Genomic DNA, 25,417 nt, shown 5'->3' with positions numbered 1-25,417 from the left:
ATTTGGTCTTTTTTAATATTTTGTATTTAGGCTGATCTGGTTGAGTTAATAATTACCAACCCGGATTTTGCGTAAGCTTGCTATTTAACTTGATCTGGTCCTGGGGAATTGGCAGTAAGTAGTTTTTATCTGCCCATTTACGATTGTTATCGATGATTAAAACACCGTTTGCATCCTGCGGTATGGTGTTTGCGCCCGGCCATATGGCGGCAAACTCTGTACCGGCCCATTTGATGCCCAACGCCGGCATCGGCATTTCCGTTTCAGCGGTTTTCCAGCGTTTAAGGTCATCTATGCGGAAGCCTTCATTATATAATTCGATGGTTCGCTCCCTCCTGATCTCCGTTTGCATATTTAACCCGTTGACAGTTACAAAATCATTGGTCAGTAATGGCATAGTGCTGTTTACACGGTGCCTCACCTGGTTTAATGAAATATTTAAATCGGCATCAGAGATCGATCCGTTACGCTCATAAGTAGCCTCGGCGTAATTCAGTAACACTTCAGCATACCTGATCACCGGGTAATCGTATGACTCGTAAGTGTCGGCCACCTTTCTTTCCGATGCCCATTTCTGGTTTTGATAACCTGTACCAAAATTAGAAACCAGCGGTTTAAAACCGGCATTGGCAATATCGGCAGCATCGTTTTTCCAGGTGATACGATAGTTGGCATTGTTCCAGTAATCATTTCCATTTACCATTAAGGTGTATTGCATACGTTTATCCCTGTTGGCAAATTCAGACCTGGCGGTACCATAGCCTTTAAATAATGGCGATTTTTCAATAGGCAATCCATCGCTGCATAAATAAAGATTAGCGAGTTTGCGGGTTGCCCAATCTACAAGGCCATTGGCAAAAGTAGTTTTGGTTATGTTAAGATTAGAGATCCGGATACTTTCATCATAACGGTTTGAAAGGATATACTCGGTATTTGCTGATTTGGTAACACTTGCCGGATTAGATTTGGTATTTTCAAGTATGAACATATACTTCTGCGCCGAATCGCCTAAAGCAATGCTTGCGCCTGTTGTACCAAACAAGGCGTATTGCCCGCTGGTCATCACAGCTTTACCTGAACTAATGGCTATATCCAATAATGTATTGGCGCGCGTGGTGTTCCCTCTTGATTTTTGCCAGGTTCCTTCATAAAGGGCCACCCTTGACAACAACGCCCCGGCAGCACCCTTGCTTACGCGTCCTTCATCTGCCGATCTAAGCGCACTTTCAAGTGGCAGGTCGGCAATTGCGGCGTTAAGATCGGCTATAATAAAATCGGCAACTTCATCTCTCGAATTCCTGGCTGCCATTAACAAGGGGTCATTGGTATCCAATGGTTTCGAAACAATGGTTACCCCGCCGAATATTTGCAGAAGGTCGAAATATACATACGCCCTGAAAAACTTGGCTTCGGCTACGTACTGGCTAATTTCGGCCGGTGTGGCATATGTTGAAGCTTTGTCTAAAAGAAAATTGATATTCCGGATCCGCTGGTAATCTGTATTATACGTTCCGTCTGTTTGAACAACGCTGTTGGTCCCCTGACTGTAAACATTTTTAGTGCTGTTGGTTAACAGATCCGATCGCAGATCGCTGTGCACACCATCCGTAACGGTACCGGCAAACGTTCTTTCATATAAGTAAAATGCATTTGCCGCCAGTTTAAAGTCGCTGGCTTTTTTCCAATAAGCAGCGTCAGACAAAGTATCCTGCGGGTTTAAGTTCAATGCTTTTTTGCAACCTAATACAGCAGTAATCAATGTGAGCGCTACGATATATTTATAATTAAATCTTTTCATGTTTTTAAAAATTAGAAGGTAACGTTTACACCGGCGGTTAAATATCTGTAAAATGGATAGCGGCCATAATAAGGGCTCCCGTCTGTTGTGATCACATTTCGCGGTGCTTCCGGGTCCCATCCATCTTTTATTTTAGTTATTTCCCACAGGTCGTTTCCTGAGATATAAACACGCAGTTTTGATATAAAATTGGTTGCAGAAATCAGTTTTTGAGGTAACGTATAACCTATTACCGCATTTTTTAAACGCAGGTAAGCACCATTTTCAACCGACCATGAAGAGGGTTGATAGTTATAGGAGTTGACAGTACCGTTAGTTGAGTATTTAGGATAGTAAGCGCCGGTATTTTCTGGTGTCCAGTTATTGTTTACTGACTGATTGGTAGTATTCAGGTAAACAGCGCTAAAGGGTACGCGCCATACATCGCCATTGCGGAAGATGGTCCTGCTGCCTACGCCCTGAAAAATTACAGATACATCAAAGCCTTTCCATTGTACCCCTGCATTGAAAGAATAAGAATACCTCGGATCATCGGTACCTAAATACTTATAATCGGCGCTGGTTATTTTGCCATCGCCATTTAGATCTTTATAAGAGTTATCCCCGATGTGAGTTGTATAGGATCCGCCCGGGATGTCAGAGCCGGCAATTAATTTAGTTGCAGCATCTGCCTGCTCCTGTGTCTGGATGCGGCCTGCATATTCCAAACCAAACACCGAACCAATAGGGTATCCCTGCGTTGCAGCATTGTAGCCGCCGTAAATAGTTGTGGCCCCGTTTATGTTGATCAGTTTGTTTTTGTTATAGCTGATATTACCACCAACGTTGTACCTGACTTCCCCAATCTTATCGGCCCAGGTTAAGCTAACTTCCCAGCCATTGGTTTTCAGGTGGCCTATATTTGCCGCAGGGGCCTGTGCTCCCAAAATTGAGGGATAGGTTTGCGGTAAAAGCATATTACTGTTATCTTTTATAAAATACTCGGCTGTACCGGTTAAACGACTGTTCAGTATCGAGAAATCGAGCGCAATGTTGCTGTTTCTGATGCGCTCCCATGTCCTGTTCAAACTCACCAGGCTATTTGTTGGGCCAACGGTTACGGCCTGTCCCGAACCAAGGACCGGGTTATTGCTGGTTACGGTGCCTGTTTTAGTTAAAACCAATTGCTGAATGTAATCATATAAACCAATCCCGCTTTGATTACCTACAACTCCGTAGGATGCCCTCAACTTTAAATCATTAAAGAAAGTAACCCCCTTCATGAAGTTTTCCTGGCTAATCCTCCAACCCGCAGAAAAACCGTAAAAAGCCTTCCACCTGTCTTCTTCAGCAAATTTGGAAGACCCATCATATCTGAAATTGGCTTCGAGCAGATACTTCTGTTTATAGGCATAATTTACCCTGCTGAATGCCGAGCCTATGGCATAATGATTTTTTGCCTCGCTATTGGTTTGGTTACCAATACCTGTTAATGTTTTAATATCCTGTGAAACCGGGTTCAACACAGTAGCATCAAAATAATCATATTCATCGCGTTCGTACTGGCTGCCTGCGGTAACGCTCACTGAATGATCAGTGTTGAAGGTGTTTTTATATTCGAAATAAGCATTGGCATTATAGTAATCTTCGCCAAGGTTTGCACGTTTAAAATAGGCTGCATCCTGAGTAGGGTTGGTAACACCAGGCACCGTGCCTAAATAATTATACCACTGAATTGAATTTTGTTGTGTATAACGGTTTGCATTGTTTGTGTTATAGCCCAGGGTGGCAACAAACTTTAGGCTTTTTAAAATGTCATAATTGACTTTTTCATTGATATAAACATTTGCTTTGGTTAAACGGTTATCCCCGCCCAATTTGGCCTGCCAATTGGGGTTAAGCTGACCGCCCCAGGCATATGGCCCGCCGTTAATGGTTGATATGGGCATACCAGGCTGAGCATATTGCCCGAGTACGTTGTTGATCAGCGTGGGTGTTAAAACGTCATTCCGGTCATAGGCTATATTTGATTCGATTTTTACTTTGCTGCCGATAAGGAAGTCATTAGCCAAACGTACGTTATATCGTTTGTTGGAATTATTCCCCCAGCGCAGGATACTTCCATCGTCCATGTACCCTAAAGAAATACGATAACCTGCCTTGTCGGTACGGCCGGCAACACTTAAGTTATTTTGAGTAGAGTTGGCAGTTCCCCATAAAACATTAGTCCAGCTGTTGTTAAAAAACACATAATCATTTACATCACTAAAGTTTGGTAAGGGGTTACTGCCATAAGTTTTGATATCTATATAATTATTCAAATTGGCCAAAGCCAGCTTACCATACTTGATCCAAACATCGCTATCGTCAAACCCATCATTTCTCCTGGCTGTTATGACGCCGTTGGCCCATTGTTCCACGTTCATTAAATGTGGCTGAAGCCCTACAATTTTGCTCGAAAAAGAGCCATCATATTGTACTACAGTTTTACCGCTTTTGGCTTTTTTAGTAGTGATCAGTACTACCCCGCCTGCGGCCCTTGCTCCGTAAATAGCAGCCGACGCATCTTTCAGGAACGACATACTTTCAATATCATTGGGATTTATAGCATCCAGTGACCGAACGCCAATGGCAGCAACCCCATCAATTACCACTAAGGCATCTGTAGGGTTTATGGAAGATGCACCCCTAATATTAATATTCCATCCCTCGTTGCCGGGAGCTGCAGAACCTCTTGTGATCAGCACTCCCGGTACCTGCCCCTGCAAGGCCTGGAATGGATTGGCCAGGCTCCCCTTATCTTCAAATGCTTTGGCATTAACCGTTGCTACCGAACCGGTTAGCGTAGCCCTTTTTTGGGTACCATAGCCAACCACTACTATCTCATTCAGCTTATTATCTGTTACTATGAGCTTAACATTAATGATAGACTGGCTACCTACAACCACTTCCCGTGAATCAAATCCAACGAAACTGAATACGAGTGACGCATTGGTCTCGCCCGAAGGTATGGTAATGGTATAAGCGCCATAGACATCCGTTACTGTATTAATGACCTTTCCCTTAAGCGTCACCGTAACACCGGGAAGCGGTTCACCCTTCTCATCGGTAACCTTACCTTTTACAACTATTGCCTGCACCATCGCCGGTTCCGGCTCAGGCAATTTACGCTGTACTACAATAAGCTTATTTTTTATTGTATAAGTTAACGGCTGATTAAGGAAACAGGCTTTCAGCACCTCGGTTAGCGGGGTATGTTTAAAATCTACACTTACCGGATTCGATCCGTTAAGCATTTCATCAGTATAAAGAAAGGTATAACCTGTTTGATTTTGGATTTCATTAAATACCTGTACAATAGGGGCATTTTTACCTGAGAATGTGATATTTTGCGCATGACCTGCAAATGATACCTGGACAAAAGCTGTGATCAATAAAACGATGGTAAGTTTCATCACCAACAGAAATTTATGGATATAGGCAGAGTGCCTACACCCGGTAAGAGCATAAAATTTCATATCTTTGAAATGTTTGGGTTTAATTGGTTTATCGTTGTGGATCAATAATATATCGGTTATAAACTCAAACATCAGCCGGGAGTGTTCGCTGCACTTCCGGTTTCATTTTAAGTTTATACCATGAGTAGATTTATGGCATAACTATAACCCTCCTCTCAATAATTTTAAAGTGTACTAATCCTGTTAATTCAAGCGCGTTTAAAACTTCGGTTATATTTTCAGAACGCGGCACCGTCCCTACAAAGCCCTCATGTGTTATAGTGCCCTGGTATTGTACACTTACATTATACCAGCGGGCCACCTTACGCATAATAGTTTCAATACTTTCATGTGCAAAATTGAAATTTCCGTTCTTCCATTCCACGGCCTGCGCCGCATTCACTTTGGCCACCTCTATTTCGCCATTTACACGGGCCTGTTCGCCGGGGACTATAAGCTTTTGCTTATTTCCGGAAACTATTTTTACAGAGCCTTCCAGCAGCGTTGTGTTAGTTGATTTTTCATCGGCATAACCCATAATATTAAAGTGGGTGCCCAATACTTCAACTGTTGAATGATTTACTGTTACCCTGAAAGGCATGGCCTTATTTTTTGCAACTTCAAAATAACCTTCCCCTGATAATTCAACATTCCGTTCTTTACCTGTAAAGGCAACCGGAAACTTAAGAGAAGAAGCCGCATTTAACCAAACTTTGGTACCATCGGGCAAAACAACCTGGTATTGCCCGCCGTTTGGCGTAGATATAGTATTGTAGCCGGATAGTTCCGTACCATTCTGCCGCTTTTGAGAGGCATCATATACTAACTTTCCATCGGCTGTTTTGTTAATTATGCTATTTTGCTGATTAGCCAAAACTCCTTTTTTGGCACTTTCAAGTACAATCTGAGAGCCGTCGGCCAGCGTAAGTATTGCCTTATTTCCGCCCGGGGCTATCCTATTCCGGCTGGTATTATTTGCGGCGATTTGTTGTTTAACCAGGCTATTTCTGAATACTACCCCAATGGCAATGAACAATAAGATGGTAGCTGCGATAGCAGTAAGCTTTTTAAATGAAGTTTTAGGCCGAATGCTATGATCCCGGTAATCTTCATTTTCCACAGCTCCAAGCCTTGCTTCAATTTTAGCAAACAGTTCGGGGTGATTAGCAGGCTCCCGGGCAGGAAGGTTTTTAAAAAAATCGCCATACTGCTCCAACAAAACTTCTACCTCTTCATCCGGAAGTGATTCAAGCCATTTTATAAAAAGCTCGTGCTCCTGTTCCGTATGCCGGTTCTCAGAAAATTTTTCAAGGAAATTATTCCGTGCTTTTTCGTCCATATATGTGTAAGACGACCGGGGAGAAATAAAGGATGACGCGAAAAAAAATATTTTTTAAATAATCGCCGGTAAGAGTGGGGATTCCCGGATCAGGTTTAAAATAAATGCTTCCAGGCGCCAATAAGAAGCACCCCGACGGTAAGCTCGCCATGGGCAAGCATATGTTTTCGTACAAAGTCCATACCGCTGTATAATTGTTTTTTTACGGTGGCTTTAGAAATAGACAGTTTTTCAGCAATTTCATCCAAAGAGAGCTCATCTTTAGTACGGAGCTCCACAATCTGCCTCCTTTTTTCAGGAAGCATATTGATCGCATCCTGTGCCATCAGGTAAAAATCTTTGTAATTTATCTTTGCATCCGAGCGCTCAGAGCTCTCTTCGGAAGTGGGCTGGACTATAACCAGCACTTTCGCCTCGGTTTTACTTTTTTTGATCTGATCCAATAAAAGATTTTTGGCAGAACGATAAACGTAAGATTGAAAAGAAACAACATTTACCAACGACTCCCTGCGCTCCCATATCTTTATAAAAACACATTGAACAATCTCTTCAGTTAACCCGGCTGATCTGCAGATCAGATAAATATAGCGGTATAAATTATTAATATTCCTGTTATACAATACAGTAAAAGCCTTTCGGTCTCCTTTTGAGAGCCGGTTTAATAATTCACCCTCATCTAACTGTATTAGCATTCTATCTTAGTTAACTATATTAGCGTAATCCGAAAAACAAACTGCTTTCAATGAGCACATTTAAGTAAGGAATACCTATGAAATTTTTAATCAATAAAACTATAATTAATCCGGCTTAGAGACTATGTTATAACTGGTTTTCAAATGTAATAATTATTTTACCAAACACAATTTTCTGAATTTTAGTTTTTTATCTAAATATAGATTCAGAATTCGCTCCACAATCATCAGGAAGCCATAAATGCGCCCTGCTAATCTCCCGTTATAAGTATTTAAAAATGAGGAAATTAATTAAAAGACACTAATTGCTTTTTTGTTGTTCAAAAATCCCGGGATCAAGCAGATTTTTTGAACCATTCTGAATGCGTCTTGATATAAAATCAACGCAAATTGATGTCCCTGATTTGTTACAACAGAAAATATCCCGGATAACCAAATGAACCGTCTCCATTAAAAGACCACTTTCCGGCATTTAATAATCAATATACCGGATACCTCCGGGCATCCCCCGTATGGGTGCGCTAAGAATATTCCGATGGCTTTGCTAAAATCCTTTTAAAAATTTTGAGTATAAAAGTCTCACTCTCCTGTCTTATTCAATAATCACAAGTCCGGTTCCGTCAAGACCAATACAATAACCAATTATAATGTTGTGCATTTCTGTTCGGGATATATCCGAACATGTTAAGATTAAGTATGAACGAAACCAATATTCAGGACTTACTACAGAAAATAGTTTTTGAGGATGACCAGCAGGCTTTCAAAATGCTGTATTTTCAATACTATAAGAAATTATATAATCTCGCCTCCTTTTATGTGCGATCTGCCGAAGCTACTGAAGAGGTAGTAAACGATACCTTTATTTCGATCTGGTCACGGAGGAAATTTTTGGCAGACATTACCGACTTCACTTCTTATATCTATAAAGCGGTAAAAAACAAATCGCTGAATTTCCTGAAACAAAGAAACTTCCCAATACATTTTAACATCGACGATATCAAAGCAGAAATTGAAGATGTTACCCTCAATATCGAGGATCAAATGATCGTGGCTGATTTCCAGCTTTTGATCGAACATGCGGTTAACAACCTGCCCGCACAATGCAGGCTGGTATTTAAAATGATTAAAGAAGATGGCCTTCCGCACAAGGAAGTTGCCGAGCTTCTTAATTTATCCGTAAGGACCATCGAATACCATATGAGTATTGCCTTGAAAAAACTATCGGAAAGCCTGAATTACAAAAAAAATACGCCCCAGGTTTCCTCCAAATAACCCCGCTTTCATTTTATTAAAAAATATTTTTCATCCTTCCCCGTGCCGGGCAATTTTTGGTTGTCTATAAGATTAGAAAACACTTATGGTCAACAATACCTGGATACTTATTTATAAAAAGCTGAATAATACAGCAACTCCGGAAGAGCTGGAAGAGATCGGCCAGATCTTGAAGGAAGATGGCGGGGCCCAATACCCTATTGCTATGCTGGAGCATCTCTGGCGATTATATCCGACTTCTAAAGAGTGCGATAATGAGCCAAAGGAAGAACAATGGGCACAACTGCAGGCCCAGCTAAATAACGCGCCTGCTGTTTTTGCAGAAGATGAGTGCGAAGCACCTGTTAATTCGGAAACGAACCAGCCGGCGCATCCCGGCAGGTACAAATATCTGCTAATAGCAGCGGCCGTCGCCGTTTTATTTTGCAGCAGCATAGTACTGGTTTATTTCAGATTACCTGACAATAAAAGCGGGATTTGTGAGATCAAGGTACCTACCGGGGGGATGACAAACATACAATTGCCCGACGGAAGTACGGTTATCCTGAATGCAGGCAGCAAGCTTACATATAAAAACACATTTGATGCCAGGCACCGGGAGATAACCTTAGCGGGCGAAGCTTTCTTCGATATTGTCAAGGATCCGGCACATCCGTTTGTGGTGACGACGCCGACTATAAAAATCAGGGTTTTAGGTACCCGGTTCAATGTCAGATCTTATCCGGGTGATAAAACTTCGGAAGCAGCTTTGATACGCGGTGTCATTGAACTAACTGTACTGAAAAATCCCGACCGGCAAATTATTTTAAAACCTTCAGAAAAACTGACGGTATTCAATCAGCCAGCTCGTGCATCAGCATTCAGTCGCCGGCCGTCGGATACTACATCCAAAGCAATAGTTGAGCTCAGCGAAATACACCAGGACAAAAAGGATTCTTTACCGTCGGAAGCCATCTGGATCAAAAACAAAGCTGTTTTTGATGCCATGGAATTTGAGGATGTTGCAAAAATGATGGAGCGAAAATACAGCACCACTATCATTTTTAAAAAGGAGGACCTGAAAAAACTGGTACTGACGGGAAAGTTTGAAAACATAACCCTTGACAAGGCGCTGCAGCAACTAAAGCTGATAAGCAATTTCAATTATCAAATTATAAACAACCAGGTATTCATTTATTAAATTTTAAAACATGCGTATGATGAAATAACAGACCAGCTATAAAAAAGAACGGGAAATGCTCCAACATTCCCCGTCAAATGGTACAATAACTACCAGTCCGTCTTAAATAAACCAATTAGTTAAATACCCTTGATACTAAATTATGAAAAAAAATCAAGGCCGCATATGCTATTTGCGGCGTGAACGACTTTTGAACGTTCTTCTCATGACAAAATTTATACTTTTCCTGATCATTGTCTCAACACTGCAATCCTATTCCAAGGGTTTCGGGCAGACCGCGATCAATCTTAACCTGAAAAATGTAAGCCTGAAGACTGCATTCCGGGAAATCGAAAAAAAGTCTGACTATCATTTTCTTTACAATGATGAAACCATCAGGCACATTGACAAGCTTAAATCTATTGAGGTGAGTAATGCATCCATCCACGCGGTGATGGACCTGCTGACCAGTAACACTGCCATTAAATACCAGCTTGGTGAAGACAATACCGTTATTATTTACCCGAAAGGAGCACAATTAAACGCTCTTGTGGTGAAAGGCAAAGTAACGGATGATAACGGCCAGCCTTTACCCGGCGTTTCTGTACGGCTAAAAGGTACATCCACAGGTACCCAAACAGATCTGAATGGCAATTATTCATTAAACGTCCCGGATGGCAACGTTTACCTGGTATTCACTTATACCGGCTTTGAGGCCCAGGAAGTTAATGTTGACAGCCGGGCAGTCATCGACGTAAAACTGAAAGCTAAAGATAATTCGCTTAGCGAAGTGGTGGTAGTTGGCTATGGTGTTCAACGCAAATCTGACCTTACCGGGGCGGTAACCAGCATAAAAGGCGCTGACCTAACCAAAATAGGGGGCAGTAACGCAGCTGAGGCGTTGCAGGGAAAAACACCTGGCGTGCAGATCCTGAGCCAGGGTGGCCCCGGCGCTGCACCTACAGTATTGATACGCGGGCTCGGCACAAACGGAGACCCTACCCCACTATACGTTGTTGACGGTATGATGGTGACCAATATCAGCTTCCTTGCGCCGAATGATATTGCTTCGATGGAAATTTTAAAGGATGCTTCTGCTACCGCCATCTATGGATCGCGGGGAGCAAACGGTGTTATTCTCGTAACTACTAAAAAAGGAAAGCCTGGCAAACCGGTCATCAATTTTTTAACAAGTCAGGGATTTCAGTTCCTGACACGTAAGTTTCATGTTGCCAACGGCCAGGAATACGCACAATTAGTCAATCTGTTTAAAACCAATGCAGGCTTAGCACCGGTTTATGATAATATCAGCCAGATAGGCCCCGGAACCGACTGGACCAAAGAAGTAACACGGAACGGAATTGTAAGTGATTATCAACTTTCTGTAGGCGGTGGCAGCGAAAATGTCAATTATAACATCAGTGCCAGTTATCATAATGAAGATGGCGTATTGAAATATACCAACTACAACCGTTTAACTTTACGCGCTGATAATGAATACAAGATCAGCAAAAAGTTAACCTTTGGGCATAACCTGTCATTGGCCAGCAGTCATTATAATGGCGATGGTGGTTCCAATACAGGCAGGGGTATTAATTCAATAACCCGCATATCGCCCCTGATCCCTGTTTACAAAAGCGATGGCTCATTTTCATCAGGACAGGATGTGGACATCGTTAACCCATTTGCCGAGCTTTATCTTCATAAAGATGTTCAAAACCATCCGCTGCAATTTGTTGGCAACGGGTACCTGAATTATGAGTTATTTAAAGGCCTTACATTCCGGAGCAGCTATGGTGTAGATTATACTTTGAATAATATCAACAGGTATACACCTCCGTACAACCTGGGTGCCAACCAAAGCAGTTTAACCAGTATTGAAAATGGATATACCACGGTTTCCACCTGGCTATGGGAGAATACGCTGACTTACGACAAACAGTTGGGCGCCGCTCACCATCTGAACTTATTAGCAGGTTATACTGCTCAGAACACCGATTTTCGCGGGGTAGATGTAACCGGAAACGGGCCGCTGACCACAACTGACCCCAACTACCGTTATATCCAGGTTTATCCTCCCTCAAACATCAGTTCACTTGGCGCGTTGCCATCCAGCGAGTCTATCCTTTCTTATCTTTTCAGAGCTAATTATAGCTATAAGGACAGGTACCTGTTAACTGCATCATTCCGTGGCGACGGGTCATCAAAATTTGCTGAAGGACACCGCTGGGGATATTTTCCATCGGTAGCCCTTGGATGGCGGGCCTCTGAAGAGAAATTCCTGAAAAATGTGTCGTGGATAAGCAACCTGAAAGTGCGCGGTAGTTGGGGCCGGATAGGCAGCAACAAAATCGCCAATTACCAAACTTTCAACTTGCTTAACCAGGAAACAACTTACGATGGTGTATTTAACGGCGTTTTCTATCCAATGGCAACAATCGTAGCCGCATCAAACCCTAATATTACCTGGGAAGTTTCACAGCAAACCGATGCCGGCATCGAATTTGGCACACTAAAAAACAGATTACGCTTTGAAGGCGACTATTATCGCAGGGACACCAAAAACCTGCTATTGATATTGCCTGTTCCGGGTGGCTCTACAGGTACCGCCCCTGCATATTCCAACGCGGGGACTGTACGGAACAGCGGCGTGGAACTGGCAGTAAGCTGGAACGACCGTATCGGCGGGCTTGGATATGGTGTAAAAGTAACCGGAACGGCTAATAAGAACAGAATTTTGGACTTTAAGGGCCTAACTTCTTATACGTCGGATTTCCAGGTGCCATCTACCCACGTGTCAAAAGCGGGCGCCCCTATTGGTGACTTTTATGGTTATCAATCCCTTGGCATTGTGCAGACCCAGGCGCAGATTGATCAGTTAAACGCAGCAGCTGCATCGAAATCAGGTAACCCAACTAAACAATACTGGTCGGGATTAAAGCCGGGCGACCTGCTGTTCAAAGACGTAAACGGCGACGGTTTTGTAGATGCGAATGACAAAACAGATATCGGTTCGCCCTATGCAAAATTTGTGGGAGGTTTAACGCTTTCAGCAGATTACAAAGGCTTTGACTTCACCATCGATATGATGGGCAGTTTCGGCGGTAAGATCTATAATGATACCAGGAACCAGTTTGTAAGCTCCGGGCTGTCCAACCTGAATGTTGAATGGCTGGATTCATGGACCCCTACCCACATCAATACCACCATTCCGCGTTATGCTGTTAACACTTCAACAACGCAATCATCCGACTTCAACATTTTCGACGGCACTTATATCAAAGCACGGTTCATTGAACTGGGATATACTTTCAACAAACAGCTATTGAAAAAGGTTGGAATTTCCGGGCTTCGCGTGTATGTTAACACCACCAATCCATTTTACATAACCAAGTACAAAGGATTCTCTCCTGAGGTTTCAAATGCTTACGGGGTTTCAACTATAGGTGACGATTTCCGGACATATCCGGTTTCAGGCACCGCCAGATTAGGTATAAACTTAACTTTTTAAATAAGAAATAACAGTTATGAAAAATATTATAAAATTCATTGTTGTTTTGGAGCTTTTTGTGACATGTTCCTGCAAAAAGAGCTTTCTTGATAAAGAACCGCTGGGAGTGCTTTCAAGCGCAACCTTTTCGGCCGACACAACAACACTTGGTTTGGCGGTAAACCGCCTTTATGGTTCCATTGCCTGGAGGGAATTCCGGATAGGGCAACACCAGTATTCAACAAAAGAGATGTGCGGGGATGACTTTATTGTGGGCGGTAATGCTGACTTTAAAGTGTTCCAGGATTACAGCTACCTCACAGATAACTACATGATAGAGCGGTACTGGGGGCGGGCCTTTGAAAATATCCACTACTGTAACGTAGTAATTGACCGCACATCAACTTTGAAAGCTCCTTATTCGGCGCAGCTATTCGAAGCACAGGCCAAATACTTCAGGGCCTATTATAACTTCGACCTGACCAATGTATTTGGAGATGCACCGCTGCGGGACCACGACCCGGTATCAACTGCTGAATACAATATTCCCAAAAGTTCACATGCGGATATCATTAAACTGGTGATCTCAGACCTTAAATATGCCATCGATCACTTACCAACAAGGGGCCAATGGGGAACGGCTAACCTTGGCCGGGTGACCAAAGGCACAGCGCAAGGACTTTTATCGAAGGTTTATCTTTATGAGCAGGATTATGCTAATGCAAAGTTATATGCCGAAGCAGTTATCAACGGCGGCGAATACAGCCTTTATAACAATTATCGCAACCTGTTCAGCCCGGATCAATTGTATTCTACTGAAAATATGATGCCCGGGGGATTTATTTACAACCCATCCCTGTCTGCCGGACGTCAGTACGGACCTTACCTTCAATACCAGGGGCTTCCCTCACTGGGTTCAAATGGTGATATCTTCCCCTCACCTAACCTTGTTAGCAGTTATGAAAAAGGCGATCCAAGAATGAGCGCGACTATTTTTACAAAAACCGACATCATTCCCGGCTTTAACAACAACCAGCCGGTAGCATTCCCGGCATCAACCAATTATGCCAATAAAAAAGTGATCTGGCCATATTCATACTGGAACGGCGGTAACTTTAACTTTCAGAGTGTTAACCCGATGTATCTCAGATATGCCGATATCATTCTGATAGCCGCTGAAGCCAATAATGAGCTGGGGAATACATCCGACGCGCTGAAATACCTGGAGATGATCCGTTTCAGGGCCCGCGGTAATAAAACATTCGCTGCATCTGTTACAGCAGGCGAAAATGATGGAGCGGGCATCCTTCCACAAATTACAACTACGGATAAAACAGTATTGAGGTTAGCCATCTGGCATGAACGCCGGATTGAGCTGGCCCTTGAATTCAACCGCTGGTACGACCTGGTAAGATATAACAAAGTGGCTGGCCCCAACGGCAGTTCAGGCACCGGTTATACAGAAAACCTGCTGAGGACTGTTTATGGGAGAACTAATTTTAACTACGCTAAATTCAGTCATTTCCCGCTTCCGCAAACTTTTGTCACTTCGTCAAATGGTGTACTCAAACAAAACAGTGCATGGTAATTAGGAAGCTTTCTTTGCAGCGGTTCCGGTAATGGCATTTTTTCATTTCGGTCTCCGGACAAACACATAGTATGTCAAAATTAAATCGCCCCGTAAACAAATTCGTTTACGGGGCGATAATTTTTCAGGTATCTGGTTACTTAGAACTTATGATCTAAGCTTTATTACCCGTCCTTCCCAATAAAGGCACATTTAGCCCGAGAGAAATGCCCGGCATATTTCCTTCTTTTTTAAAGCTTAAAGGTCCCGGCAATCGTGTTTAATGGCCCGGCTACTTTACTTCTCACCATAAAAAGTGATCGTGATCACTTTTTATGGTGAGAAGTATCATATTGAACACTAAATCCATTCGTGATCTTTGTCATAAATAAGGAACGCTGATGGAGAATGCCGCGCTGCTAAAAGCAATTATTGAAAATGCCATAGACGGCATTATTACCATAAACAACCACGGAATTATTGAGTCTATCAATCCGGCAGCATGTAACCTGTTTCAATATAGCCCCGGCGAAGTAATTGGTAAAAATGTATCCGTTTTAATGCCGCCTCCCGATAAAGAACAGCACGATGGCTATATAAACCGTTATCAAAATACAGGCAAGCCGCATATTATAGGCTTCGGCCGTGAAGTTAAGGGGTTAAAAAAGAACGGTTCTATATTCCCTTTCCGCCTGGGGGTAAGCGAAGTGCAGTTTTCAGGCCGAAAGATCTACACCGGTTTTATCCATGACCTCACACGTGAAAAGGAAGCGGAAGAAAGGTTAAAGGACTATGCCAATCATTTGGAAGAGTTGGTGGAGGAGCGTACAATTTCTTTAAAACATTCGGTAACCGAATTGCTGCAGGCTAAAGAGGAAGTTAGCCAGTCGTTAGAGAAAGAAAAAGAACTTGGACAGATGAAAAGCCGTTTTGTATCAATGGCCTCGCACGAGTTCAGGACCCCGCTGAGCAGTATCCAGCTTTCGGCCATTCTTGTTGAAAAATACGCGCAGGAGTTTAGCAGCCCTAACATCAGCAAACACATCGCCAAAATAAAAACGTCGGTAGGTAACCTTACGGGTATCCTGAATGATTTCCTGTCGCTCGAAAAACTCGAAGCCGGGAAGGTGGAGCCCTTATTTACCGAATTTAACCTGGTAAAATTTGGTGAGGAAATAACCGAAGAAATGCAACTGGTAGCCAAACAAAACCAAAACATCATTTATCAGCATACCGGTACCACCAGTGTTTTTAAATTGGATTCGGCGCTATTAAAAAATTGCATCATCAACCTGATCAGCAACGCCATCAAATACTCGGGCGAAAATACCTTTATTGAATTTAACACAGAGGTGGCCCGCAATCAACTGGTTGTTGTGGTTAAGGACAATGGTATAGGCATCCCCGAAAGTGACCAGAAGCACCTGTTTGAAGCCTTTTTCCGGGCACACAATACCGGCAATATCCCGGGTACCGGCCTCGGTCTTAATATAGTGGCCCGCTACGTGGGCCTCATCAATGGCACAGTACAATTTGAAAGCAAAGTTAACTACGGAACATCATTCACGCTCACATTTTCGCAATCATGAAAAAAAGTATCCTCATTATTGAAGACAATACAGATATCAGGGAAAGCACCGCTGAAATACTGGAGCTTTCCGGCTACCTGGTATTGCAGGCCGGTAATGGCAAAATTGGTGTCGACCTCGCTATAAAGCATAAACCGGAACTTATTTTGTGCGATATCATGATGCCCGAGCTTGACGGGTATGGCGTATTGTTCATGCTCAGTAAATCGCCCGAAACGGACAATATCCCCTTTATATTTTTAACCGCAAAGGCCGAACGGGTGGACTTTAGAAAAGGAATGGAAATGGGTGCCGATGATTACCTTACCAAACCTTTTGACGATATAGAATTGCTTAATGCTATTGATAGCAGGCTGAACAAAAAAGAAAAACAACAAGCGTTTTTTAGCAGGTCGCTGCAAAAAATAGAGCATTTGGCCAGCAATTCGCGCAACGGCGCGGCCGAGTTAAATACACTGATAGCCAGTCGGAAAATAAGACAGATAAGAAAAAAACAAGTATTATTTTATGATGGCGATACCCCGCAGGGAATTTACCTGGTGATGGAAGGCAGCATAAAAACATTTAAACTGGCCGAAGACGGCAGGGAGCTGATGACCGGTTTATACAAAGCCGATGACTACCTCGGCGTACATGCCCTGTTGCTTGATGATGCTTATGGCGAAACAGCCGAAGCAACCGAGGACGCGGCCATATGCCTGCTGCCGAAAGATACCGTTTTAACCATGCTTGACCGGTATCCTGACCTTGGCCGGCAGTTTTTGAAATTACTGTCAAACAATATCAAAGAAAAGGAAGAGCAGCTCATTGAACTGGCCTATCATTCGGTAAGGAAACGGCTGGCGCAGGTATTGGTAAGGCTGAACAAGCAAAACGGCGAAAAACAGGAGTTTAAAATATCAAGGGAAGAACTGGCATCAATGGCCGGTATGGCTACCGAAACGGTAAGCCGCACGCTTTCTGATTTTAAAGAGGAAGGCCTGATAGAAAAGAAAGGTGCAACCATCAATATAACAGACCTTAACAAGCTGGTAAAGATGAGAAACTGATAAGGGTCATTTTTATCACTGACCGCGCTCATGGTTTTGCCGGTATCATCCGTGTAGTTTTGTTTAATATAAAATGCACACAGATGAAAGTTGTAGCTTACAGTATCAAGGCATTCGAAAAGGAATTTTTGGCCAGGGCGAATCAAAAAAAACATGACATTACCCTTATATCTAACCCGCTAAACTCTGAAACCGCGGTTTATGCCGAAGGTAAGGAAGCAGTGGTTGTTTTTACCAACGACGATGTATCTGCCTATGTAATCAATCAACTGGCCGATCTTGGGGTTAAATATATTGCTACCCGGTCGGTCGGTACAGATCATATAGATAGGGAAACAGCAGCTTTGCGCAATATAAAACTGGCTAACGTACCCGAATACTCGCCGCAGGCTATTGCCGAACATACTATTGCTATGGCGCTTGCCCTGAACAGACATTTAACCGAATCAAATGCCCATAGCCACCTGTTCGACTTCAGGCTGAACGGCCTTATGGGCTTTAATTTATCCGGAAAAACAGTTGGCATTATTGGCCTGGGGCATATAGGGCAGGCGGTCGCCGCTATCTTTAACGGCTTTGGCTGCAGCGTTATCGGCTACGATCCGCTTAATAAGTCAAACCTGCCGGGAGTTGAACAAGTGACTATGGATCAATTACTTTCTATGGCCGATATCATTTCATTACATGCCCCCCTATGCCCCGAAAACTATCACATGGTCAATGATGATACCCTTGCTTTGATGAAAGACGGCGTGATGCTCCTGAATACGTCGCGCGGCGGTTTAATTGATACTGAAGCGGCATTACAAGCCCTTGAAACCGGTAAAATAGGTTACCTGGGGCTTGATGTTTATGAAAAAGAAAAAGGCCTGTTTTTTGAGCAGCATCAACATGATACCGATAAGGACCCGCTGCTGGAAAAACTGATGACCTTTAAAAATGTGCTCATTACCCCGCACCAGGCATTTTTAACCAATGAGGCATTGCAGCAAATAGCTAATCAAACCATAAAAAACCTTGATCAGTGGCAGGCTAATAAGTGCGTCGGGAATGCGTGTGTATGTTCAAAAAACTGCAAAGCAACTGCCGAGCTATCAACGGTTGATACAACCAAAACTTAATATTTTATGAAAATACCCCAGCATCTTATTGATAAATACAACGTTGCAGCTCCCCGTTATACCAGTTACCCTACAGTACCCTACTGGAACAGTGAAAGTTTTGACAAAGAGGAATGGCGAAAATCGGTGTCGGTTTCTTTTAAGGAGAGTAATGACCGCGACGGGATTAGCTTATATATCCACCTGCCATTTTGCGAAAGTCTGTGCACCTATTGCGGTTGTAATACCCGCATCACCAAAAACCACCGGGTGGAGGAGCCATACATTAAAGCTGTTTTGATGGAATGGGCCATGTACCTCAATACATTTGAAAGCAAACCCGTTATCAGGGAAATACACCTTGGTGGCGGCACCCCTACATTTTTTAAACCCGAACACCTGGCCATACTGATCAATGGTATATTAAATTCATCAACTATCCATCCCCAGGCCGAGTTTAGCTTTGAGGCACACCCCGCCAATACAACTGTTGATCATTTACAGGTTTTATACAATCTTGGTTTCAGGAGGATAAGCCTCGGCATCCAGGATTTTGACCCCAGGGTTCAGTTTATCATTAACCGCATCCAGAGTTTTGAACTGGTAAAGCTGGTTACCCAGCAGGCACGACGGATCGGGTATACATCGGTTAACTTCGATCTGATTTATGGCCTCCCGCTTCAAACGCTCAACGGGTTAAAGGATACCATTGCCCAGGTGGCGAAATTAATGCCCGATAGGATTGCTTTTTACAGTTATGCCCACGTACCCTGGATAAAACCCGGCCAGCGCCGTTTTACCGAGAATGACCTGCCCGATGCCAATGAAAAAAGGGCTTTGTATGAATGCGGACGCGAATTATTTACGGCGTTGGGTTATCATGAAATTGGCATGGACCATTTTGCCTTGCCTACGGATAGCCTTTACCTTGCCGAACAAAACGGTACGCTGCACCGCAATTTTATGGGTTACACCCATCAGTACACCCAATTAATGATTGGCTTGGGCGTATCTTCCATAAGCGATAGCTGGTATGCCTTTGCCCAAAATGTAAAAAATGTTGAAGAATACCTGCAATTGGTTAACGCCGGCCAGCTACCGGCATTTAAAGGCCATATGCTTACAACAGATGATCTGAGCATTCGCAGGCATATTTTAAATATCATGTGTAACGGCAAAACCTGCTGGAACCTGCATAACGAAACAAGTGAAGCTTTTTTAGAGGGGCTGGAACGCATGCGCCAGTTTGAACAGGACGGACTGGTTGAGCTAAACTCATGGTGTATTACTGTTACGCCCATGGGTAAACGCTTTTTACGCAATATATGTATGGCGCTTGATGCCCGCCTGTGGGCCGACAAGCCCGCCACGCAGTTATTCAGCATGACGGGATAAGATTTTGACATTACCGACTATTAGCTAAACAAAGAAACCGGGAATCGATCCCGGTTTCTTTGTTTTAGATACTCAGCAATTGGAGTTTCTCTTCTGATATGATCAGGTCCTTCAGCATCCGCTCCAGGTAATCCTGGGTTTGGTTGCTTATTTGCGGGATCAGTTGTTTGTAGTATGTAATGCCCTGCTGTAATTGATCTTTGAATTTGAGCAGGTATTTTCCTTTCTTTTCGTTAAGGTTTGCTACATAGTCCGAAATGTCTTGTTTAAGGTAATCTATATAGAGGTTCAGCTCATTGATAAACATATTAGGACGGGTTGTTGCCTCAAGCAGGTTTATGCGGCCATAAATGTGGCTAACCATATCATCAAGCGTATAAACCCCTGAAAAGAAGGCGATATTTGGCCCCGGGCAAATGGTTACTGCCCTGTTTTCCCGGGCCTTCAGGATATCGTTTTTGATATATGCAGATGCACAGAGCCCTTCACATAAGCAAACCTTTTCGGTAACGGCATCTATCTGTTTTTGAATTTCATCTGCCGGCAGCTCACTTTGTTTTAGCTGTTTTATTTTCAGATGCTGGTACTCACGTGATGCTGTGCAAATGGGATGCTCGGTAAACTCGGTATTTGATACTAAATACTTTTTGTTGCAGGGGCTGCCCGGCCTGCCATTTGCTATCCTGCTAAGTCGTTGCTCTTCGCCCGAGCTTTTGCTGAAGTTGTTGAACAGGATACCCAGCGGCGATGATGAGCTTACGTAAAAATCATCATGCCCGGCACCGGCCAATTGTTGCAGCGTATGTTCATCAACATTGGTGGCTTCGGGTACCAACAGAAAAGGGCTGCCCCAGCCGGTGGCATCCATCTGGTAATGCTCCCGCAAAAAAAAATCTTCCTGCATGGTACCTATCCCACCCTGTACGCTGATCTTTTGCGACGGACCGGCCTCTGTAAACCCCCTTTCGGCAAGTGCCGGTTGATAAAGGGCAAGCAGTTCGTGCATCATATTTTCCCTTTTCTGTTTAAACTCTTCCAGGATCGGCCCAAGCAGCAGGCCATCAGTAGCAAAAGCGTGCCCGCCACAATTCAGGCCCGATTCAATCCTGAACTCCGATACCCACAGCCCCTTCTTTGCCAAAAACTTAGCCTGGATCAGCGCCGAACGAAAATCGCTCACCTTTAAAACGATCCGTTTACGGAGCTCGTTATTGCCATCAGGATAAAAACACTTAAAAGTTTCCAGGTAACTGTACAGCCTCGGGTTCATCCCCGCCGAAAGCACCACTGATGAATCCAGGTCACTCTCAGCAAAACCTTTTAAAGCAGCAAGCGCGTCGGTATGGGTATCGCCTGTATAATTGCCCTCTGCATCAAAGTTCATCTTGTCAACTTTGGCCATGATATTTACGTCAATAGCGCCTTTGCTCATTTTGGCCCGCAAAAGGTTTTGAAAGATCTGTTTACGTTCCCCCTCGGGATAATCGTTCATCAGGTCGTAACCCTGTTTTAAAGCCGAAGCTTCGGGCAGCAGGTCAAAGTAACGGTCGATGTCCATTCCCTGGTTAAACGGCAATTGTTTAAGTTCTTCAAACTGCTTATTTACCAGCTCGTTTAATAAATTAAGATAGGCTGTTATCCGTTTTGACCGGCTGTCGGGCCCGCTTTTTAAAATAGGCGTAAATGGCAAACCATCTTGAGTTGAATGATACCGCCGCATACGTTCAATGAGCTCATCATCAACAATTGAAACAACGGACGAGATACCATATCGGGCCACTTTTAGTGGTGTATCAACAGAGTATCCCAAACCTAAAACAGGTATATGAAAGCTGTGCATATAATTAATTTAATATTTGTTTATTTAGAATAACAGGCGGCTCATCAGTGCCCCTCCGGCTTTACTTACAAATAACAGTTGCGCTGGCCGATGGCGGGCTTAAATAAGGGATATTCATAGCGAGCCCGCGCAGCAAAAACCAAATACCAAGGCATAGCATAAAATAGGGAACCACCCTGTTCATCTTTCTGCGTATGCCCTGGTTAATAAATCCGCTGCCCACAGTAACGGCCAGCATTAAAGGCAGAGTGCCCAAACCAAACCAAACCATATACTGTACAGAAGCACCCACTGATGAAGTATTTACCGCACCGATGAGGGCCAGGTAAACAAAACCGCAGGGTAAAAAGCCATTTAACAATCCTATGACCAAATGCCCCGCCCGGTGCTGCAACGCATAAGTGAGCAATGCGTTAAAAGGCTTCAACAGCCAGCCGCTCCTGCTTTCTTTGTAAATTTTCAGCTTCCATAATCTCGAAAAAGCAGCCAGCAGAATTAGTATCCCGCTAATGATGCTTACCCCCTGCTGCAAACCTGAAAGCCACAATTGCTTACCGATGAGCCCGGTTATCAACCCGAGGGTTGCATAACTTATAGTACGCCCAAGGTTATACACCAACTTATCCCACAACAACAGCCAAAAACTACTGTGGTTAACCGGTATAGCGAAGGCGAGCGGGCCGCACATCCCTATACAGTGAACACTGCCAAACAAGCCTATAAAAAAAGCGATTTGACTGGTGCTCATGGTATAAATATTTCTTTGGTATACAGATATTTTTTGCCATTGCTTTCCCAATTGAAAACAAGCTGCCACCTGCCACGCTTTGCATTAGTCAGAGGGATATTAACATTGCCTGCCGCATTGCTTTGCAGGTTGATATGCTTGTCCATTTTACCGTCGCCCGGGCGTTTTAAATCTACGGCTCCATTTGAAGGGCCTGCAAACTTCACTAAAAGGATATTGTTGTTAATGCTGATTGATGGCTGTGCCTTATCGCTAAGTACCTGCTTCTCTTTATCGTAATCGGCATTAAACGCAAGCCCTTTTTCGTAATAATGCGGATCGACATCGTCGGGCTGCCTGAACATGGCAACGCCCATAGCTACAATGTAGCTCATAAAAGCCAGCATGCCTATTACTATCCCTTTCCCCCAGTTCATATGTTTAATCATTTGTTGGTGCTATAAAATTGGTTTTAACAGATTGAACCACTTTACCGCCAAGCAACAGGTTCAGTTTAATGGTAGTTTTGGCGGCATGTACCTTTGATGCAGGCAGCATCACAAAAAACACCGTTTTAGCCGATCCGCCTTTTGCAACCGGTCCCGGCGCCTGGATATAACTGATCTTAACAGCCGGATCATCCGCCCCTATCCTGATCACTTTATCCTGATTGGTTTTATTAATGATCTCGGCGTTATAAATATTACTGACGTAGCCGCCCGGCTGTTGCTGGTAAAGCATCCCCGCACTGCGCATAACTGTGATATCCATATCGCTCCGGCTGAAAATAAAATAACCAAGTACCGCTATCAGCACGGTTATTACAGCGGTATATCCCATCATGCGCCCGGTAAACGATGGCTTTTCTTTCAGCCTGATCATATTTTCGGAAAAGTAGCCAATCAGGCTGCGGGGCTTTCCTATCTTGTCCATTACCTGGTCGCAGGCGTCTATGCAGGCGGTGCAGTTGATACATTCAATTTGAGTCCCTTTACGAATATCAATGCCTGTAGGACAAACAGCAACACACAGGCTGCAATCAACGCAATCGCCTTTCAGGTTAAAGGGGTCTGCATAACGGCTTAACTTGCCTCTTGGTTCGCCCCGCACATCATCATAAGCTACGACTAAAGTATGTTCATCAATTAATACACTTTGTAAGCGCCCGTAAGGGCATATCAATGTGCAAACCAGTTCACGTACCTGACTGTAAATCAAGTAAAATACAATAGTGAATACCCAGATACTGATAAAACCCACCCAGTGGGCTGTAACAGGCTCAACAATAATTTTAACAAGGCTTTCGCTGCCGATGATATAAGCCAGGAAAGTGTTAGCGATCAGAAAGGATATCAATACAAACAAAGCGTGCTTGGCTGTTTTTTTGATGATTTTTTCCCGCGTCCAGGCACCGGCGTCAAGCTTTTTACGCTTATTGGCATCCCCTTCTATCCAGATCTCTATCTTTCTGAAAACCATTTCCATAAATATGGTTTGCGGGCAGATCCATCCGCAGAAAATGCGACCGAAAGCAATAGTAAATATCACCACGCAAACCAAAAAAACAAGCGAAGCCAGCACGAACAGAAAAATATCCTGCGGCCAAAACACCTGTCCCAGTAACACAAATTGCCGGTCTATCACATTGAGCAGCAACAACGGCTGGCCATTGATTCGTAAAAACGGTCCTGCAAAAAAGAAGATGAGATAAAAATAGCTTAACCAGCTTCTCCATTTATAAAACCTGCCTTTACGTACCAGCGGATACATCCACTGCCTTTTCCCGTTTTCTTTTGCCGCCAGTAAGCCGTCCATGATCGTTATATTTTTGCTATCGTTTTGCCTTTTGAGGCGATGTCATCTGCATCCTTTTCGCCCTGTGGTTCTTTAGGATTGGCCGGATTACTGCCATGCAATGATTTTATGTAGTTTGCCACATCCGAGATCTGTTTGGGTGATAGTTGTTTCTCCCAGTTGGGCATCCCTTTGGCCTGTACACCGTATTTTATGGTTTTAAACACATCATTGATCTTACCTCCGTGCAACCAGTAATCATCGGTAAGATTGGGGCCAACTACCCCCTGTGCATGGTCGCCGTGGCATGGAACGCAGCTTTGTTTAAAAATTGCCTGCCCCGAAGTTAGTACTGCCTGATCGGTAACGAGCTTAACTGTAGTTTCGTCAACCCGGTTAGCGGCCTTGCTCAGGTATTCTTTTTTGGCAATATCAGCCCGGGCCATCTCAGTTTTGTATTCATCATATTGCAACTGTCCTAAGCCAAATACATGATAAATGAGGATGTAACCAACGGCAAAAATAATGGTGATATAAAATAGGTAGCTGAACCAGCCGGGAATAGGATTATTAAGCTCCTGGATACCGTCATAATCATGCGCTATGATCAGCTCCTTTTCTTCAGACATCGGCCTTAGCGACAGCAATTTATTCCAAACCTCTGTTTTAGGCTTTTTAACCTTTTTAGCGGGTTTCATCTCTGCTATGATCTGTTCTTCTGTATATCCCTGCGCCCGGAGCGTTATTTTTGTCAATACCCTAAGCGCCCGGAGCAATACCAGCATAGCTACAATAAACAATGCCAGCATGGCTATAATTGCGCCATACCCTATCTCGTTCATCAAATAGCCCGGTATCAGGCTATCATCGGCGGCCATTACCGGCTGTATTAATATCATAAATACAAGTAAAATTAACAGGCGGCGGTATTTCATAAATTGTAAGGATTAAGAGGTTCACCATAACTATCCTTCAAAGGCAGATTACGCATATGATCTACATGCTGTTTCCTGAGCCTGAAAAGCAGGATAGCTACCACAATAAAAAATACGAGGAAGATCCCCAGAGAAAATAACAGGTAACCCTGGGCACCCGAAATGTGTTCTGTAAATTGCTTAAACATGGCTTTT

At 43.6% G+C, this 25,417-nt stretch carries 18 protein-coding genes; 8 read left to right on the top strand and 10 right to left on the bottom strand.

Annotation, left to right across the window (positions count from 1 at the left end):
• Window positions 1-52 precede the first annotated feature (52 nt).
• The 4 genes from SNE26_RS02705 to SNE26_RS02690 form a co-directional block, all read right to left on the bottom strand.
• Complete coding sequence (locus tag SNE26_RS02705) at window positions 53-1,798, bottom strand: RagB/SusD family nutrient uptake outer membrane protein (protein WP_321557842.1); 1,746 nt, start codon at window positions 1,796-1,798, stop codon at window positions 53-55.
• A gap of 11 nt (window positions 1,799-1,809) precedes the next feature.
• Window positions 1,810-5,295 carry a TonB-dependent receptor gene (locus SNE26_RS02700; RefSeq protein ID WP_321557841.1) on the bottom strand — a complete coding sequence of 1,162 codons (3,486 nt, stop codon included), beginning with the start codon at window positions 5,293-5,295 and terminating at the stop codon, window positions 1,810-1,812.
• A 130-nt stretch (window positions 5,296-5,425) separates the two neighbouring features.
• The gene (locus SNE26_RS02695; protein ID WP_321557840.1) at window positions 5,426-6,613 is read right to left on the bottom strand and encodes a FecR family protein; all 1,188 of its coding nucleotides are present in this window, start codon (window positions 6,611-6,613) and stop codon (window positions 5,426-5,428) included.
• Between the two features lie 95 nt (window positions 6,614-6,708).
• The gene (locus SNE26_RS02690) at window positions 6,709-7,305 is read right to left on the bottom strand and encodes a sigma-70 family RNA polymerase sigma factor (protein WP_321557839.1); all 597 of its coding nucleotides are present in this window, start codon (window positions 7,303-7,305) and stop codon (window positions 6,709-6,711) included.
• Window positions 7,306-7,986: 681 nt separating this feature from the next.
• On the opposite strand from SNE26_RS02690, the gene SNE26_RS02685 reads away from it, so the two are divergent.
• The 8 genes from SNE26_RS02685 to hemN all read left to right on the top strand — a co-directional run bounded on the left by SNE26_RS02685 (window position 7,987) and on the right by hemN (window position 19,926).
• A complete protein-coding gene (locus SNE26_RS02685; RefSeq protein ID WP_321557838.1) occupies window positions 7,987-8,577 on the top strand; it encodes an RNA polymerase sigma-70 factor in 591 nt (196 codons plus the stop codon).
• A gap of 85 nt (window positions 8,578-8,662) precedes the next feature.
• The gene (locus SNE26_RS02680; protein WP_321557837.1) at window positions 8,663-9,757 is read left to right on the top strand and encodes a FecR family protein; all 1,095 of its coding nucleotides are present in this window, start codon (window positions 8,663-8,665) and stop codon (window positions 9,755-9,757) included.
• Window positions 9,758-9,962: 205 nt separating this feature from the next.
• Window positions 9,963-13,247: a SusC/RagA family TonB-linked outer membrane protein gene (locus SNE26_RS02675; protein WP_321557836.1), complete on the top strand. Its 3,285-nt coding sequence runs from the start codon at window positions 9,963-9,965 to the stop codon at window positions 13,245-13,247.
• Between the two features lie 16 nt (window positions 13,248-13,263).
• Window positions 13,264-14,814 (top strand): RagB/SusD family nutrient uptake outer membrane protein, encoded by a 1,551-nt coding sequence (locus SNE26_RS02670; RefSeq protein ID WP_321557835.1) that lies wholly within the window; start codon window positions 13,264-13,266, stop codon window positions 14,812-14,814.
• Window positions 14,815-15,194: 380 nt separating this feature from the next.
• Window positions 15,195-16,382: a PAS domain-containing sensor histidine kinase gene (locus tag SNE26_RS02665; protein ID WP_321557834.1), complete on the top strand. Its 1,188-nt coding sequence runs from the start codon at window positions 15,195-15,197 to the stop codon at window positions 16,380-16,382.
• Window positions 16,379-17,431 carry a response regulator gene (locus SNE26_RS02660; protein ID WP_321557833.1) on the top strand — a complete coding sequence of 351 codons (1,053 nt, stop codon included), beginning with the start codon at window positions 16,379-16,381 and terminating at the stop codon, window positions 17,429-17,431. Before SNE26_RS02665 ends, SNE26_RS02660 begins: the two co-directional genes overlap by 4 nt.
• Before the next feature lie 83 nt (window positions 17,432-17,514).
• Entirely contained in the window at window positions 17,515-18,552 is a 1,038-nt protein-coding gene (locus SNE26_RS02655; protein WP_321557832.1) for a 2-hydroxyacid dehydrogenase, read from the top strand.
• Window positions 18,553-18,558: 6 nt separating this feature from the next.
• The gene (gene hemN / locus SNE26_RS02650) at window positions 18,559-19,926 is read left to right on the top strand and encodes an oxygen-independent coproporphyrinogen III oxidase (protein WP_321557831.1); all 1,368 of its coding nucleotides are present in this window, start codon (window positions 18,559-18,561) and stop codon (window positions 19,924-19,926) included.
• A gap of 64 nt (window positions 19,927-19,990) precedes the next feature.
• Here hemN and SNE26_RS02645 read toward each other — a convergent pair whose 3' ends face one another.
• The 6 genes from SNE26_RS02645 to SNE26_RS02620 form a co-directional block, all read right to left on the bottom strand.
• Window positions 19,991-21,766 carry a hypothetical protein gene (locus tag SNE26_RS02645; protein WP_321557830.1) on the bottom strand — a complete coding sequence of 592 codons (1,776 nt, stop codon included), beginning with the start codon at window positions 21,764-21,766 and terminating at the stop codon, window positions 19,991-19,993.
• 61 nt (window positions 21,767-21,827) lie between these two features.
• Entirely contained in the window at window positions 21,828-22,514 is a 687-nt protein-coding gene (locus SNE26_RS02640) for a sulfite exporter TauE/SafE family protein (protein ID WP_321557829.1), read from the bottom strand.
• Entirely contained in the window at window positions 22,511-22,930 is a 420-nt protein-coding gene (locus SNE26_RS02635; protein WP_321557828.1) for a FixH family protein, read from the bottom strand. The genes SNE26_RS02640 and SNE26_RS02635 overlap by 4 nt, the downstream gene beginning before the upstream one ends.
• 4 nt (window positions 22,931-22,934) lie before the next feature.
• Window positions 22,935-24,308 carry a cytochrome c oxidase accessory protein CcoG gene (gene ccoG, locus SNE26_RS02630; RefSeq protein ID WP_321557827.1) on the bottom strand — a complete coding sequence of 458 codons (1,374 nt, stop codon included), beginning with the start codon at window positions 24,306-24,308 and terminating at the stop codon, window positions 22,935-22,937.
• 5 nt (window positions 24,309-24,313) lie between these two features.
• Window positions 24,314-25,186: a cbb3-type cytochrome c oxidase N-terminal domain-containing protein gene (locus SNE26_RS02625; RefSeq protein ID WP_321557826.1), complete on the bottom strand. Its 873-nt coding sequence runs from the start codon at window positions 25,184-25,186 to the stop codon at window positions 24,314-24,316.
• Window positions 25,187-25,218: 32 nt separating this feature from the next.
• Window positions 25,219-25,410, bottom strand: a complete 192-nt coding sequence (locus tag SNE26_RS02620; RefSeq protein ID WP_321557825.1) for a hypothetical protein — start codon at window positions 25,408-25,410, stop codon at window positions 25,219-25,221.
• Between the last annotated feature and the right edge of the window lie 7 nt (window positions 25,411-25,417).

Source organism: Mucilaginibacter sp. cycad4, from assembly GCF_034263275.1.
Classification (GTDB): domain Bacteria; phylum Bacteroidota; class Bacteroidia; order Sphingobacteriales; family Sphingobacteriaceae; genus Mucilaginibacter.
Note: the sequence above shows the minus strand (reverse complement) of the source record. Positions and strands in the feature narration are given on the sequence as shown.